Origin of the sequence: Frigidibacter sp. RF13, from assembly GCF_026626305.1 — a bacterium.
Lineage (GTDB): Bacteria > Pseudomonadota > Alphaproteobacteria > Rhodobacterales > Rhodobacteraceae > TMP-24.
In genome coordinates, this window is the sequence record NZ_JAPNUE010000012.1 from 11,070 (window position 1) to 28,719 (window position 17,650).

1 protein-coding gene (running past one end of the window) is annotated in these 17,650 nt (G+C 62.6%); it reads right to left on the reverse strand.

All coding sequences use genetic code 11. The features are described 5' to 3' along the window. On the reverse strand, positions 1-17,650 hold the 3' portion of the coding sequence (locus OU426_RS16315) for a tandem-95 repeat protein (RefSeq protein ID WP_267635160.1). Its footprint extends 8,768 nt past the window's final position; 17,650 of the gene's 26,418 nt are visible here — the last part of the coding sequence; its start codon lies off the right edge, out of view; its stop codon occupies positions 1-3.

Sequence of the window (17,650 nt, forward strand, 5' to 3'; positions counted from 1 at the left end):
CTAGTAGAACGAGAACTTGTTACTATCCATCGCGGCCAGCTGCGTGGTGCTGAGGAAGGCGTCGACCGAGGTCTCGGGATCTACGAGGACACCACTGGGAAGTCCAGCATCCGATCCGTCGCTGCCTGGGTCGTTGATCTGGTCCCGTCCGGCCTCGGATATTTCGCCGGGCGACAGATCGCCGAGCAGCTTCAGCCAACCGGCGTTGCCTGTATCGTGCGTGGTGAAGGCAAGGCCTTCACCAAACGACGCCATGGCCCGTGCAAGCCGGGAAGCCGCCGCCGACAGGCCCGACATGTCAAGGACTTCGGGGGCGTCGCCCTGAACCTCAGGCGCCGGCACTGTCGTGGCGCGTGCGCCAGCTGCAGATGTCGCTGACGGCTCCTGAAGATCGACCGGTTGAGCAGCTTCGGCAAAGACGAAGCTTTCGTCGGTGATCCGCGCCAGGTCGCCCGCCCGCATGTTCTCAAGCACGAGGGACTCGGTCCGGTAACTGATCGTGATCGAGCGGTCATCGCCGGTTCCGGCCTCCGATATCTGCAGGTCTGCAAGGCTGGTGACACCCCATCCCGACAGATCGATCAGGTCGGTTCCGATCTCGAAGTCCATCACGCGATCGACCTGCCCGTCACCCTCGACGAAGGCAAAGGTATCCCCGCCCGAGCCGCCGTAGAAGGTCTGCAGACCTTCCGAGTCGCGCAGATAGTCGTCGCCCGCGCGGCCATAGACACTGTCGAGCCCGTCGGTGATCAGCACATCGCCGAAATCCGTCCCGTGAAGAACTTCGATGCCAGCGATCCGGTCTCCCTCGGCGCCGCCCTTGTTCCTGGTCGGATCGGTCATGTCGACCAGCACGCCGCCACGCAGATAAGCATAGGACAGCGTATCCACGCCATCGCCGCCGAAGAAGGCATCGCTGCCGCCGCCAGCAAAGAGCGTGTCGTCGCCGGTACCGCCACGGATGGTATCGTCGCCATTCCCGTCATAGACCACGTCGTCCCCGGCGCCGGCTTTGATGGTCTGGCCGCCATCGCCAATGCCTTCGTCGTCACTGTCACGGAAGGTGCCGTTGATGGTGTCGTCGCCACTGGTACCGTCGACGGTCGCCCCGCTCCACTTGTCCGGGTCGCTGGTGCTCGGATCCGCGAAGAAGAAATTCGCACCCGTCAGCTTGCCGATATCCTGGGCGGTCAGGCCATTCAGTTGCACCGCGTCGGTCCCGAAGCTGATGGTCAGGTTGCCTGTCGGCCGCCCGGTTTCATCGATCGTTTCGGTGATCGTGAGCTGATCAAGCCGCGTGACACCCCAGAGCGACAGGTCGAGCACGTCATCCTCAAGCCTGAAGTCCGTAATGATGTCGGTCGCCTCGTCGCCCGCCGACATCACGAACCAATCGCGACCCGCCCCGCCGGTCAGACGCTGGAGGCCGGAACCGTCCTGGATGACATCGTCGCCATCGCCTGCATTGATCGCCTCCAGACCATCGGTGATCAGAATGTCATCCTGCGCCGAACCGATCAGGCGCTCGACCGACGTCAGACGATCGCCCTTCGCGTCGCCGTCGCCCTTGGAAGTATCGTACATGTTGAGCGTCACCGACTGCGTCGCGTCCGCATAGCTCACAGTGTCGACACCCAGCCCACCCTCAAGATAGTCGGCGCCCGCGCCGCCGGAGAGGAGGTCGTCACCCTCTCCACCATACAGCGCATCGTCGCCCGCCCCGCCGAAGAGCGTGTCGTTGCCTGCGCCACCGTTGATCTTGTCCTCGCCGGATGCGCCGGTCAGTTGGTCGGCCGCGTCCGTGCCGTTCAGTACCTGATCATAAGCGCTGTCAGGTGCGCTGATTGTAAGCTGGAACGTATCAGAGACCGTCGCGGACCCGTCGCTGGCAACAAGAACGATATCCAGAACCCCGAGCGAACCGGCAGGCGGTGTGCCCTGGAACGACTGCCCGTTGAACGTCAGCCAGGACGGCAATGGCGCACCTGACGCCAGGCGTGCCGCATACACAAGCGTGTCGCCATCAGGGTCGCTGAAGGCGGCGAGATCCGCCCGGAAGGTGAACGCCTTGCCGACCTCGATCAATGCCCCCGCTGCGTCGCGCGAAACGTCGGCCAGGGCATGCGCGAGGACGGGCGGGTCGCCCGAGCCGGTGAAGATCAGCTGGAAGTCGTCGCTGATCGTGAGCGCGCCATCGCTCGCGTAAAGCCTGAGGCCGATCGCGCCTGCGAAATCCTGCGGCGGTGTGCCGCCCACGGTACCGGTCGCCGCATCGAAAACCATCCAGGAGGGCAGCGGATCGCCATTCGCGAGTTTCAGCGAGAGCGTTAGCGCATCGCCGTCGGGATCGGTGAAAAGGCTTGTCTGCAGCGCGATTGCAAAGGCAGTGTCCTCTTTCGCATAGCGGTCGGAAAGCGGTGCGGAAAGAACCGGAGCACGGTTCGGTACAGAGGCGCCGCTTTGCGCCGTGCCCGAAACCGCCCCCTGTGCCTGAACCATCTGGCGCTGAGCGGCTGCAGCCGGGCTCCGCGCCGCCGCGGGCACCGACGTGCTTGTGAACAGGAAATCGCTCGCATCAATCTGGCTGTCGCTTGTGAGACCGGTCAGGGTGATGGTGATGTCGGCGACGCCATTGCCGTCGGTATCGACCAGTACCTGATTGCCCTGGACGCGGGCCTCGCTGTTGTCCGATCCGCCGGTGAAGGCGCCGGAGCCGAGATAGGAGAAGTTACCGACCAGGAGATCACGGAACTCCAGCAGATCGCCCTCGTCCGCACCCCCGTCGAGCTGGTTGAAATCCAGAATGGTATCGACGCCATTCGTCCCTGCCGCATAGACGAAGCGGTCCGCGCCTGCGCCGCCATTCAGCGTGTCATTGCCTGCGCCGCCAGTCAGGCGGTCATCACCGTCAAGCCCCGACAGCGCGTTGTTGCCGCCGTTGCCGCTGAGGACATTGTCAAGAACGTTGCCGGTGCCGCTGTTCCAGGCACTTCCGGTCAGCGTCAGGTTCTCGACCTCGGCGGCGAGCGTCACCGTGACCGAACTTTCGACCGTATCGATCCCGCCGCCCGCAAGTTCGACCACGACGTCCGATGCGGAATCCACCACATAGGTATCGTTGCCGAGCCCGCCGGTCATACTGTCGATGCCCGCGCCTCCGTCGAGGCGGTCATCGCCATCGCCACCAGAGAGCGTATCGTTGCCCGCCGCCCCCGAGAGCGTGTCATTGCCAAGATCCCCGGTCAGGATATTGGCCGCGCCATTGCCGGTGATGACATTGGCGAGCGCATTGCCGGTACCGTTTATCGCGGCACTTCCGGTAAGCGTCAGGTTCTCAACCTCGGCCGCCAGCGTCAGCGTGACCGAGCTCTTGACCAGATCGATCCCTTCGCCCGCGAGTTCGGTGACGGTATCGCTGGCGCTGTCGACGAGGTAGATGTCGTCGCCCGCGCCGCCCGCCATCACATCCGTGCCGGTATTGCCGTCAAGGCTGTCGTTGCCAAGCCCGCCATAGAGCGTATCGTTGCCCGCACCGGCCATGAGCGTGTCATTGCCCGCGAGACCGTCGATCAGATCGCCATAGGCCGTGCCGTTGATCACGTCGTTCCCGGCCGTGGCCTGATCGGCGAGCGCGCGGGCCTTGATGCCCGCTTCGTCCAGGGTGCCATCGGAGAAGAGGATCTGTTCGATCACGCTCCCTCCGAGCCCCAGATCGCTTCTGATCTGATAAAAGAGTGTGATCGTCCCGTCCGGCGTGGTGACTAGGATATTCCAGCCATTGGTGCGGAACTGCACCTGACTTGCGGAATATTTGCTCAGGTCCAGCGTATCCAGACCACCGCTGTCGCTGACCCAATCGTCACCCGACGCGTAGACAATCGTATCGTCACCAGCGAAGAGCGAGATTGTGTCATTCCCACCCAGATCGGTGATCAGATCGCCATAGGCCGAGCCGTTGATCACATCGTTCCCAGCCGTCGACGGATCGGACAGCGCGCGCGCCTTGATGCCCGCTTCGTCCAGGGTACCATCGGCGAAGACGACCTGTTCGATGTTCACGGACCCGCTGCCGACGTCCGCCCGGATCTGGTAGTACAGTGTAATCGTCCCGTCAGGTGTGGCGATCAGAATGTTCCAACCATTGGTCCGGAACTGCACCTGATTGGCGGAATACTTGCTCAGGTCCAGCGTATCGAAGCCGACGCTGGTTTGTGGGACACTGCCGGCCATGATCACATCATCACCGGAGTGATAGACAATCGTGTCGTCGCCCGCTTCGCCGTAGATCGTGTCATTACCAGCGCCATCGAAGATCAGGTCCGACCCGTTGACCGAGCCATGGATCACATCATTGCCCGGCGTCGACTGGTCGTTGATGGCTCGTGCAAGGATCCCTGCCTCATCAAGCGTGATATCGGAGAAGACCACATTCTCTGCAACGACATCGCCCCCCAACACGCCATATGCCTGAGCGGACAGCGTGACACTGCCATCCGGCGTCGTAATGACGACGCTGGTCCAGGACAGGGTGAAGGTTACCTGATCCGACCTGTACTGGCTGAGGTTCAGTGTATCGAAGCCGGAGCTGGTTTTCCTATGACGTCCGGCGACGAACACGTCGTTACCGCCCTCATAAATCATGAGGTCGTCACCCTGGTCACCGACGAGCGTGTCATTGCCAGGGCCACCCACCAGCACATCGTTGCCAGCCCCGCCAAGCAGCGAGTCGTCGCCCGCGCCGCCGAACAGCCTATCGTCCCCAGCGCCGCCGTCCATTGTGTCGTCGGAATCCTCACCGACAATATAGTCATTGCCGGCGGTTCCGATCGGCGGGCTGCTGATGATCAGATCGAATGAATCTTCGGCCGTTAGTTCACTGTCGCTTGCCGTCAGGACGATGGAGTAGATGCCGGAGGTTCCCGCCGGGGCGGTGCCACTCAGCCGTTGCCCGTCGAACGACAGCCAGGACGGCAGGGCGGACCCGTCGGCCAACCGGGCGGTAAAGCTCAGCGGCACTTGCTCCGGATCTGCAAAGGCCGCGGTGTTGATCGCCGCTGTGAAGGCGGTGCCGGTGACGATCTTCTGGCCCGCGTCATCGCGCGATATGTCGGCGAGCGGGCTCAGAAGCACCGGCGTGTCATTCACGGCGGCGACATTGACCGTCACTTGGCCGGTCGCCGTCAACCCGGTCGGATCGGCCACGACATAGTCGAAGCCCGCCTGACCATAGAAGTTCTGCGACGGCGTGATGGTAAGAATGCCCGCACTGTCGATGGTGACAGTCACCCCGACCAGATTGGTGAACCCGGTGATGACGAGGCCGTCGCCGTCGACATCACCGTCATTCGCAAGAAGCGCGCTCAAATGGATCACCAGAGGGGTGTCCTCGGTGGCATTCAGGCTGTCGCCGTTCGCGTAGGGCGCGTCGGGCTGCGGCGTGATCGTGATGAAGACGCTCGTTGTGACATCTACACCGGTCTCGTTGGTGATGGCATAGGTCAGGGTTATCGGCCCGGTCAAATCCGCGGGTGGCGTGAAGATCCAGGTTCCGTCCGGTTGCTCGACCACACCGGCAGAGCGGAAGCCAAGGAACGTGAGCCCGGTTCCGTTCGGATCGTGATCGTTCGCCATCAGAGCCGCCGGATCGAATACGAGCGTGCCGTCTTCTGCAACTGAGTAACCACTGTCCGACACCGCGACGGGAAGCTCCGCCGTTGGCCGGACCGTGATGTCGATATAGCCGATCGATTGCGCGCCATGCGCATCCTCGACGACATAATGGAAACCGGCATTGCCGAAGTAATCCAGCCTCGGCGTGAAATGTGCCGTGCCGTTCGACAGGGTCACGGTGCCATTGTCGGCATCATAGACGCTGACGACCTGGAACGTATCGCCCTCGATATCGGAATCGTTCGCCAGCAGCGTGGCAAGATCGACGCTGAGGACCGTATCCTCGTCCATCGTCAGCGGCGCATCCGGCCGCAGCGTCGGCGCGTCGTTCACGGGCGCGAACGCCGCCTCGATGGTTCCGGTGCGGCTGACGGCCCCGTCGCTGACCGTATAGGTGAAGATCAGCGTCCCGTTCACGTCGGCATCCGGCATCAGCTGCCAGCTCCCGTCCGGCAGGATGAAGACCCGCGCACCGGTCTCGGGCGCGGTAACCCCGGTGACAACCAGCGTGTCGCCGTCCGCATCCGTGTCGTTGGCAAGCAGGACCGCAGGATCGAAAACGATGGGCGTATCTTCAGTGCCCTGGAAGTAGTCGGTCGCAAGGACCGGGGCCGAGTTGGTCTCGGCAACATTGATGATGACGGTCGCGGTCGATGTCGCGCCCCTGCCGTCCGATATGGTGTAGATGAACAGGTCCTGGCCGCTGAACTGCGGATCGGGCACGTAGGTAAGGATCTGCCCATTCTGGGTTAGCGTACCGTGCTGAACCGTCCCGACCGAAATGACCGAAAGGGCGTTGCCATCCGGATCGGTGTCATTGGCAAGAAGCGTCGACAGGTCGATGGCGAGAGACGTATCCTCGACGGCCGCCACCACATCGTACTCCGCTAGCGGCGGATTGTTGAGCGTGATGTTTACCGTACCTGTTGCCGTACCCTCGCAGTCGTCGGTCAGGGTGTAGGTGAAACTGTCGGATTGCGCGATCCCGTCTGTGGGCGGCGTATAGCGAACAATCGCGCCGATGTTGCCGTTGAAGCTTTCGTTGAAGCCCGTCTGGTGGCTCGCGCTACCGTCCGAAACTGTCAAACGAATGTCGAGCGACATCAAGGCATCAAGCGGGATGGTCGCGGTGATGATGCCGGTCGCGCTGTCAAGCGCGAGCCAGGCGGGCAGCGGCGAGCCGTCAGCCTGTGTCGCGCTGTAGCTGCCGCCGGGAAGTGACGGCAACGCAGCGGTGTGGTCGATCACGCGTGTGGCCTCGATCACCTGAACTGTACCCGTGGTCGGGGCATTGACGGCAATGATCCGGATCGGATCACCATCGATGTCGCGATCGTTGGCGATAAGGGTCGAGATCGCGATATCCCGCGGCTGGCCCTGAGTGAACGAGAAACTGTCCGCAAAGGCGTCGGGCAAGTCGCGTACGCTGTCGATGTTGGCGATGATCAGCGCCGTAGTTTCGGACTCAGCACCCTGAGTATCCTCGGCCCTGTAGGAGAAGACATAGGTTCCGTCGAAGTCCTCGCTCGCCTGCACCTCAAGATGATCGCCGACGATGGCCCATGTGAACCCTGGTGCGGGCCCAGTCGCCAATACCGGGTCCACGACGACATTGACGATCAGCGCATAAGCTGGGGTTGTCGCCGTCCCGGGCACGGAAACGCGAACATCAACCGCACCGACATAATCGCCGACTGGTGGCGTACCGCTGAAGGTCATGCTGGAGGCGTCGAAGGTTATCCAGGATGGGAGCGGGCCACCGTTGGCAAGCGTGACATCCAGTGCGGCCTCGTTGTCGAGCGCGACAGCGAAGAGGCCCTGTGCCGTGAAGAACGCCTGGTTCGACAGCATGGCATTGACGGCCGGGTCGACGCCCGACGCCGGATCAATGACGAACTCGAAACCGAAGCCGCCAGCGACCGTCGTCTGGTAACCGTTCGCCAATGGGGCATCTGGCGGCGCATAGGATACCGTGACGCGCGCCGGCAGGGTGCCGTCGGGTGGCGCGCCATTCGTCATGCTGAGTTGCAGCGTCACCGGGTCGAAGCTCAGCCAGGATGGCAGGGGTTGGTCGCCGGGAAGCGTCGCGGTCCAGGTCCCCTTGCCATAGACGTGGCTCGCCGGATCGAAGCCGCCAGCGAAGGCGCCGAGATCGGCGATGGATTGGTAAAGGTCGGCGGGTTCGGTCTGCAGGAGCGCCAGATCGACGTCGGGCATGATACCAGCCGTCAGCCCGGAAGCCATGGTATCGTCGATAGCCATCGCGATCTGGTAGGTCCAGCCGCCCATCTGCGGAGGCAGCGCGAACTCAACAACGAGATCGAGCGTACCAGCAAAGCCGCCCGGCATCGTGCCGGTCAGCATCAAGGTCGCAGGATCGAAGCTGAGCCAATCCGGCAAAGCCGACCCATCCGCGAGATGCGCCGAGACGGTGACCGACGGGTCCAGCCTGTCGAGGGCAAAATCGTGACGCTCCTCGACCGTGCGGTCCACGGCGTTCGGTCCCAGCCCCAGAAGCCTCGGGTTCAGAATGCCGAGGAAGCTTACCGACGAGTAGGTCAGGACGTCGCCATCGCCGTCGCGATCGTTGCCGAAGACCTCGCCCGGTAGAATGATGTTGATCTCATCCTCGACGCCGCCGACCACATCGTGGCGCACCGTCGGCGCTTCGTTCACCGGAATGATCGAGATCGAGACATAGGCGGTGTCGGTCCCGCCGCGGCCATCGCTGATCTCATACTGGAAGCCCGCGGTCCCGTTGTAGGAGGCGTCGGGCGTGAAGGCGATCATCCCGTCCGTCGTCCATTCCACCCGCCCGTTGAGCGGGAAGCGTTCAAGTGCCGAGATGACCAGCGTATCGCCGTTCGGGTCATGGTCATTGGCAAGCAGGGTCGCCGGATCAATGATCAGCACGTGATCTTCGAGCGTCAGGAAACCGCTGTCATTCTGCGCACGCGGCGGATCGTTCAGCGGAATCACCGAAAGCGTGGCGTTGATCGTGTTCGAGGCGCCATGTTCATCGGTCACGACGAAGGTGAACCCCGCGGCGCCAAGGCTGTCTGCGGTGAACTCCACATAAAGGCCATCCGCCGACAATGTCGCCGTTCCGTTTGTCCCGGCGCCAAGCGAGGTCCAGCTGAAACTGTCGCCTTCGACGTCGCTCACCGAGGCCATCAGATCGGCCACGGCAATGACGTTCACGATGTCCATGCGGATCGTGTGCTGATAGCTTCCGGTCGGCGCGTCATTCACCCCGGTGAAATAGAGTTCCACCTCGCCACGCGCCATGCCGCCATTGCCGTCCTCGACAACGTAGGTGAAGCCCGCGAAGCCGAAGTGATCGGGGCGCGGCAGGAATTTGATATACCCGCCCGACACGCCGCCTTTCCCGTTGGTCAGCGGGAAGCTTGGCGTGGAATAGAGCGGATCTCCGTCGCCATCATAAAGCGGCAGCAGGCTCGTGATGGTCAGGCTGTCGCCATCGATATCGCTGTCATTTCCAAGCAGCGCAGAGAGCGGGATCCAAAGCTCCTCGTCCTCGGTTCCGACGAAAATCCCGTCGTTGCCCGCGACCGGCGCATCATTCACCGGCGCCAGGTTGACCTCAACGCGCGCGGTGCTCTCGCGGCCGAAGCTGTCGCGCACGGTATAGTCGAAGAAGGCATCGCCATTCTGGTCCTGCGCGCCCAGGAACTGGATCATGCCGTTCTGATCGATCGTCGCGGTGGCCCCGTTCAGGCCCTGAACCGAGATCAGCTCAAGCTGGTCGGTGCCCGCCGCAGCGTCGTTGACCAACAGCATCGCCGGGTCGATGATCGCGATCTCGTCCTCGACGCCAAACCGGTAGAGGTCGTCCGCGGCGTTGAAGCGCCCGATGCGCTGCAGATCGTCTATATCCGCCCGGTTCCAGCTCGACCCATCCGCAAATCGGATCTCCTCGATGCCGGTATTGCCGCCTAGGAAATGGCCGCTGACCCTCAGCGTATCGGTGAGGAACCCGCCAAGATTTTCCAGCTCGATCAGAAGATCGTCGCCTTCGCGTACCAGCGAGACGTCGGCCTTGCGGACGTCCGCTGCAAGCACGACCGCATCGATGCCCGCCACATCAGCCTCGACCAGCGTATCGGAGCCCTTGTCGAAACCAAACTCATAGATGTCGGACCCATCGCCGCCGACGAGCATGTCGTCGCCGCGGCTGCCGTCAATGACATTGTCCGCCGCATCGCCGGTGATCGTGTCATCGAAGAGCGAACCGCGGATCTTCTCGATGTTGCTCAGCACGTCGCCCGCGGCCTCGCCAGCCGTTCCGGCGCTGCCGGAGAAGCTGATCGAGACACCAAGAGCAGAACCGGTATAGTCAACCGTATCAAAGCCAGCGCCGCCGTCGATCACATCCGCACCGAACCCACCGATCAGGATATTGTCGCCCGCGTCGCCGGTGATCGTGTCATTGTGGAAGCTTCCGCGCACGATCTCGATACTGGTGAACGTATCGCCGGCTGCATCCCCGCCGCCTGCCGTCACACCCGAAAGATCGACGAAGACCCCGCTGACAGAGCTCGAATAGTCGGCCGTATCGATACCGGCACCGCCCTCGAGCTGATCGGCGCCGCGCCCGCCGCGCAGCACATCGTCACCGTCACCACCGACCAGCGTGTCATCGCCGCGCCCACCGTCGAGGATGTTGGCTTGGCCATCGCCCTCAAGCCGGTCGGCGAAATCACCGCCAATCAGATTTTCGATGCTGACGAGCGTATCGCCGGTTGCGTCACCGCCGGTCGCTGTGCCGTCTTGCAGTGAAATGTCGACAGCTTGGGCGCTGGCACTGTAGTCGGCCGTGTCGATGCCCGCGCCACCGTCGATGATATCCGCACCCGTGCCGCCGTCGAGCCGGTCGTTGCCATCCTGACCGCGCAGCGTATCGTCGCCCGCAGCGCCGGTCAGCAGATCGTTGCCCGCGCCGCCTTCGAGCCGGTTCGCACCTGCGCCACCATCCAGCGTATCGTTGAACACCGAACCGATCAGGCCCTCGACATTCACGAACTGATCGCCCTGCGCATGGCCACCCTGGCCGATGCCGGTGGCGATCGAGGCCCTGAGACCCGCATCCGACTGGCTGTAGTCGATCACGTCATAGCCACTGCCGCCGTCGATCATGTCGGCGCCGTCGCCTGCGTCGATCAGGTCGTCACCGCCTTCGGCACGGATCACATCGTCTCCGGCAAGGCCGGAGATCGTCTCGTTCACAGAGGTGCCGACCAGAAGGTCGCGCATGTCCGTCCCGACAATGATGCCGGAATTGACCCCATTGGCGACATCGATCCAGACGCGGCCGCTGTCGGTCAGCTCGCCATCGCTGATCAGATAGTCGAGTGTGACCTGGCCGACCGTGCCGGGCGTCTGGTGAATGACGATGAACTCGTCGTTGAAGACCTCGAAACTGCCCTGGCTAAGGGCCTCGATCCCGGCGAAGGTGATCGGACTTTCCTCGACATCCGTGTCGTTGGACAGCAAGTCCGAGATACGGATCACCAGCGGCACGCCACCGATCATGGAATAGCCGGTGTCATCGCCCGCCACGGGTTCGTCGTTGACCGCAATGATGCGGACCTCGACGGAGCCCGTCACCTCGTCAAAGACACCGTCTGTGATCTTATACCAGAGATTCGTCGACTCGTTGGTATTGGCATCCGGGATGAAGGTCAGCGTGTCCTCGTCCTTCCGGACTATCCTGCCATGCGGGAACATCGAGGCGATACCGAAATCGGTGAAGGTCAGCGGATCGCCGTCGATATCTGTGTCGTTGGCCAGTAGGTCGGCGATCAGAATGTCGGTCGGCACGTCCTCATATACATAGACGATGTCCTTGCCCGGCACCGGCGCCGCGTCCACGACATTCTCGAACCAGAGGGTGACCTTGGCGGAATCCGTCAACCCCTCGGCATCGCGGACGAGATAGTGGAACGTCGCCTCGCCCCAGAAATTCGGGTCAGGCGTGAAGACAATGGTGCCGTCGCCCGGCAATGTCAGCGTGCCACCGACTGCATTCGACGCGTCGATGAAAGTCAGGGCCGAGCCTTCGATATCCTGATCGTTCAGCATCAGGTTGACGATCGGGATGATGATCGGCTGATCCTCAACGCCTTTCAGGTAACTCCGTGTCGTATCGTTGTAGCGATCGTCGCTTGCGACGGGATTGTCGTTCACCGGCGCCACATCGAGCGTGACGAGGCCGGTGCTGCTGCCGCCCTGTCCGTCACTGACCGTGTAGCGGAAGCTGGCGGTGCCGAAGAAGTTCGGCGCCGGTTCGAACAGGATGCCGTTGTCGTACCAGGTGGCGGTGCCGCCGATCGCCCCGAAGGCGCCGGTGATCGTCAGCTGGTCCCCGTCGAGGTCGAAATCGTTGGCGAGCAAGGTGGCATTGTCGAAAAGCTGCGGCGTATCCTCGACCATTGCGAAATGGTCGTCGCCGACGGTGGGCGCGAAATCCACCGGTTCGACATAGACATGGGCAGTGGCCGTCGAAGTGCCGCCATGGCCGTCGCTGACCGTGTAGGTGAAGCTTGCGTTGCCAAAGAAGGTGACGCGCGGCACCACATGCACTTCGCCGGTTCCGGTCAGCGTCACGGTCAGGTCGGGCGTGGACCCGACGGCGATGATGCTGAGCGCGTCGCGGTCCACATCGCTGTCATTGCCGAGAAGTTGGCCGACGGTGATATCGAACGCCGCATTCTCGGTGGTCTGGAAGCCGTGATCGTCCCGCGCGACAGGCGCATCGTTCACGGGCGTGACGGCTATGTAGACGGTCGCTTCCGCAACACCGCCTTCGGGCGTATTGGCGACATAGGTGAACGAGGCGGTACCGTTGAAGTCCGCGGTCGGCACGAAGGTCACGTCGCCATTAGAGGCGATGGACGCGGTGCCGCCGACCATGTCCTTCAGATAGCCAAGGATCATCCGGTCGCCGTCGATATCGTTCGCGAGAAGATGCGCGGCGCTGATCGTCAGGCTCTGATCCTCGGCGACGGTGAAACCGGTATCGTCCTGCGCGTCCGCCAGCGGCCGCACCTTGAGATCGACCGTGCCCGTCGCAAAACCGTTCTGCCCGTCAGAGATCGTGTACGTGAACTGGGCAGCACCAGAGAAGCCCTGGTTCGCCGTGAAGACGATATTCCCGTTCGCGTCGATCTCTGCGTATCCATGGTCGCCACCGTCAACCCTGACGATCTGCAAGGCCTGATTGTCGGGGTCATAGTCGTTCCGAAGAAGCTGGGCGGCAGTCAGCACCAGCTGTGACCCGGCGACGACCGAATAATATCCGTCGGCAACGGCGACAGGCAGCAGGTTGTCCAGGCGCGGCAACAGGTCCGCAAGGTACCAGGTGATACCGTCGCTGAAGGAATACTCCTCGATGCCGCTTCCGTCGGTCGCCAAGGCGCCATCAACCGTCAGCGTGTCGCCCGAGCTCAGGAAATGGAACACCAGCGTGTCCGACCCTTTGTAGAGCCGTTCGATGCGCACTTCGGTCGACACATAGTCGGCAAAAATCACCCGGTCGATATCGGTGGCCGAGATCGTCTCGGTGATCCGGTCGTGCCCATCGCCGCGATGGACCATGTAACTGTCCGATCCGGCCTCGCCCCGCAGCGTATCATTGCCCGCGCCGGCAGAGATCGCGTCCGCGCCGGTGTAGCCCTGCACGAAATCGTCGTTTGTGGTTTGCGCGAAGTTCAATGTCGCCGCGCGCATGTCCGCGCGGGTCCAGATCGTCCCGTTGGCAAATTGGATCTCCTCGACACCGACAGAACCGGTTCCGAGCGCATTCTCGATGATCAGCCGGTCACGGGTGCCCGGGAGGCGAAGCACGAGATCGTTGCTGTCCGGCCCGAGCCGCAGCGCATAGACGATGTCTGACGGATCGATATCGAGGATGACACGGTCGGTTCCGCTTCCACCTGTATCGGAAATCCGGTCATCGCCATCGCCAGTAGCGAACCGGTAAGTGTCGCCGCCGTCACCACCGGACAGAAGGTCGTCGCCCACGCCACCGGTCAGCGTATCGGCACCAGCTGTCCCCAGGACGATGTCATTGCCCGGCGTCGCATCCGACAGAAGAAGATCGGCAAGGATATCGGCGATGGTCAGCGTGGCGCCGCTGTCGGCGAAAACAACCTGCTCGATCGACGCGCTGGCGCTGCCGTTCAGCCCGTTCAGGATGACGATCTCGTCACCGGTCCCTGCGAACTGGATCAACAGGTCAAGCCCGCCCGCCCCGCGACGCCTGAAAGTCACCTCGGTCGGATCGTAGCCACTGATGACCAGCCGGTCGTTACCCCCGCTTTCGATGATGGTGTCGTTGCCGTCACCCTTCGCGTAATTGTAGGTATCGTCGCCCTGACCGCCCGCAAGAAGGTCGTCGCCAAGCCCGCCTGCCAGCGTGTCGGCCGCGGCCGTGCCCGTCAGCTTGTCGTCGCCCGCGGTCGCCCCGGCCTGGTTGACGAGGGTTCCAAACTGGCTGCGCTGCCAGACGGTGTTATCGTCAAAGACGATCCGGTCGACGCCGACCGCGCCACCCGCCAGCGCATCGCGCAGAAGGATACGCCCGCCATCGCCTGCATTTGGGTCTCGCGCGGCAATGATCACTTCAAGATCATTGCCGTAGCCACGCCTGAGGGTAACCTCTGATGGCAGAATGCCGTGGAGGACAAGTTCATCCGTCGCCTCCACGCCCTTGTCGCGGATCATGTCCCTGCCATCGCCGCGGGTGTAGACATACCGGTCCGCGCCGCCTTCGCCCTGCAGATTGTCGTCGCCCGTCCCGCCTGTGATCGTGTCGGCTCCGGCTGTCCCGAGTATGAACTCGGATGCAGCCGTTCCCTGCGTGCCGCCGAGTGCTGCATTGATGCCGGTTGGGGTCTCGCTCGACAGGCCCGTCGGAGTGGCAAACCCGGGCGCCGTCTCGGTCGAGAGGCTCGTCGGGGCCGTGAAGCTTGGCGGCGTCTCGCTCGACAGTGCCGTCGGCAACTCTGGCGGCGCGACCTTGGGCGCCACATAGGTACCGGCTGGCAGCAGCGCCGGCGCCGAATTCCCGGTGTCGTCGAGGACGTAGACCTCGGTCACGCCGTCGATGTCGACGATATCCAAGCTGTCGAAACTATAGGCACGCTCAAGCCCGACGCTTGCCGGATCGACCGGATCGGTCATGCCGGATTGAAGTTCGCTGGCCGTGCGGTCGACGGACCAGATCCGCAGGTCGTCGAACCTGGCGTTACCGGTCATGCCGCCATTCGCGGCGATTGCATCAATTGTGAAATCGCCCACGAACGGCACTGCCGACGTGGCGTCCAGAACCCCGTTAACATAGATCTTAAGATTGCCCGCATCATCGCGCGTGATCGCGAAATGTGTCCAGACGGCGTTGCTCGCGACCGTGCTCGCGATAATCTTGTCGTTTGCTGTGTTGGGAGTCAGGGTTGAGTAAAGACGGAACTTGCCTGCATGGAAGTTGAGATTCTGCGACAGAGCTGGGATCGCCGAGACCATGACATCATCATTGGAGATGGCATTTCCAGGATTGAAATAGACCCAGCTTTCAATGGTGAAGGCACCGTTCAGCGTCAGGTTCGGCACATCAACGCCGGGCGTATTCCGAAGGACCAGCGCACTTTCATCGCTTTCATCGACAGCGTTTGCCATGACCGCGGACCTGAAGGCGGCAAAGGTCATTTCCGACCCGTCATCGAACCTGACCCGCTCGATCCCTGACGAAACGGCCGAATCCACGACCGTCACCGAGCCCGCCCCGGTCGCGGACAAGATGGTCAGGTCCTGCGTTCCATTGAGATCGAGATTGGTCTGATACCCGCGCAGATCTGCCAGGGTAATACCGGTTCCGAAGACTATAGTGTCGCTCGCACCGGACGTCTCGATGACCCGGTCGTGACTGCCGTCGAAACCGACACTGTAGGTGTCGTCGCCACCCTGCCCCTGAAGCGTATCGTCGCCTGCGCTGCCGGTGATCGTGTCTGCGGTGTAGGTGCCGACGATGCTGTCGTTGCCGTCGGTGCCCTTGAAATAGGTCTCCTTGAGAAAATCGGCCCAACTCATCGTCGTACCGTTGTCGAACTCGACAGTCTCGATTTGCGACAGCGGCGCATAGGGTACAAAAGTCTCGCGCATGCTCGCGACGGTGAACGTTCCCGTGCCATTCGTGAAGCCGAACGTCACGTCCCCGGGTCCACCGTCTAGGTTCGTCGCCACCGCGCGGATGTCGGCCAGCGTGATCCCGGCGCCAAAGACGATCCGGTCGTTGCCGCCATCCTCGATGATCCGGTCGTGGCCCTGGTTCAGGCCGATCAGATAGGTGTCGTCGCCCTTTAGGCCCCCCAGCGTATCGTCGCCTGCGCTGCCGGTGATCGTATCGTTCAACGAGGTCCCGGCAATGTTGTCGTTGCCGTCGGTGCCCTTGAAATAGGTCTCCTTGAGAAAATCGGCCCAACTCATCGTCGTACCGTTGTCGAACTCGACAGTCTCGATTTGCGACAGCGGCGCATAGGGTACAAAAGTCTCGCGCATGCTCGCGACGGTGAACGTTCCCGTGCCATTCGTGAAGCCGAACGTCACGTCCCCGGGTCCACCGTCTAGGTTCGTCGCCACCGCGCGGATGTCGGCCAGCGTGATCCCGGCGCCAAAGACGATCCGGTCGTTGCCGCCATCCTCGATGATCCGGTCGTGGCCCTGGTTCAGGCCGATCAGATAGGTGTCGTCGCCCTTTAGGCCCCCCAGCGTATCGTCGCCTGCGCTGCCGGTGATCGTATCGTTCAACGAGGTCCCGACGATGCTGTCGTTGCCGTCGGTGCCCTTGAAATAGGTCTCCTTGAGAAAATCGGCCCAACTCATCATCGTACCGTTGTCGAACTCGACAGTCTCGATTTGCGACAGCGGCGCATAGGGTACAAAAGTCTCGCGCATGCTCGCGACGGTGAACGTTCCCGTGCCATTCGTGAAGCCGAACGTCACGTCCCCGGGTCCACCGTCTAGGTTCGTCGCCACCGCGCGGATGTCGGCCAGCGTGATCCCGGCGCCAAAGACGATCCGGTCGTTGCCGCCATCCTCGATGATCCGGTCATGGCCCTGGTTCACGCCGATCAGGTAGGTGTCATTGCCGCCGGCGCCGAAAAGCGTATCGCTGCCGGCGGTGCCATACAGCGTTTCCGCGATGCTTGTGCCGAAGACATGATCATTCGCTGCTGTCTCGGCATGACGTAGCGCGAACTCCATGAGTTGCGGATTGCCCCAAGTCACGCCACCCGCGAACTGGACTGCCGTGATCTGTGCCGGGAAAACTACCAGGATCTCGCCGCCATCCACCATGCGCAGGATCAGGCGCCCGCTGTCGTCCGGGCGCAGGACCCGGACTTCGCCGGGCATATAGCCGTTCAGGACGATCCGGTTCGTGCCGGAATTATCGTCGATGACATCAGACCCGTCACCACGATTGTAGATATAGACGTCGTTGCCAACGCCGCCCACAAGCGTATCGTCGCCGCCAAGACCCTCCAGAGTGTCTGCGCCCGTGCCGCCGGCGAGGCTGTCATTCTGCTGGGTCGCGACCAGCGAGGTCTGGCTCAGGAGTGCCGCGACCGACAGGGTGGCCCCGTCGCTGAAGCGAATTGTCTCCACGCCCATGAAAGACGACGTAGAGGTGGAGCGCAGGATGATCTCATCCTCGCTGCCGGTGAAGGCCAGGATCAGCTCCTGTCGCGCCGCGTCGAGGCGCGAGACCTTCAGCTCACTCGCCTGATAGCCACGGATATCCAGAATGTCGGCGCCGCCTGCGTCGGTGATGACATCGCGCCCGTCGCCGCGCGAGAACAGATAGCTGTCTGCCCCGCTCCCGCCATAGATGTCGTCGTCGCCCAGACCGCCTTCGATCACCGCGCCATAATTGTGGCCTTGGATCATGTCGCTGCCGACACTT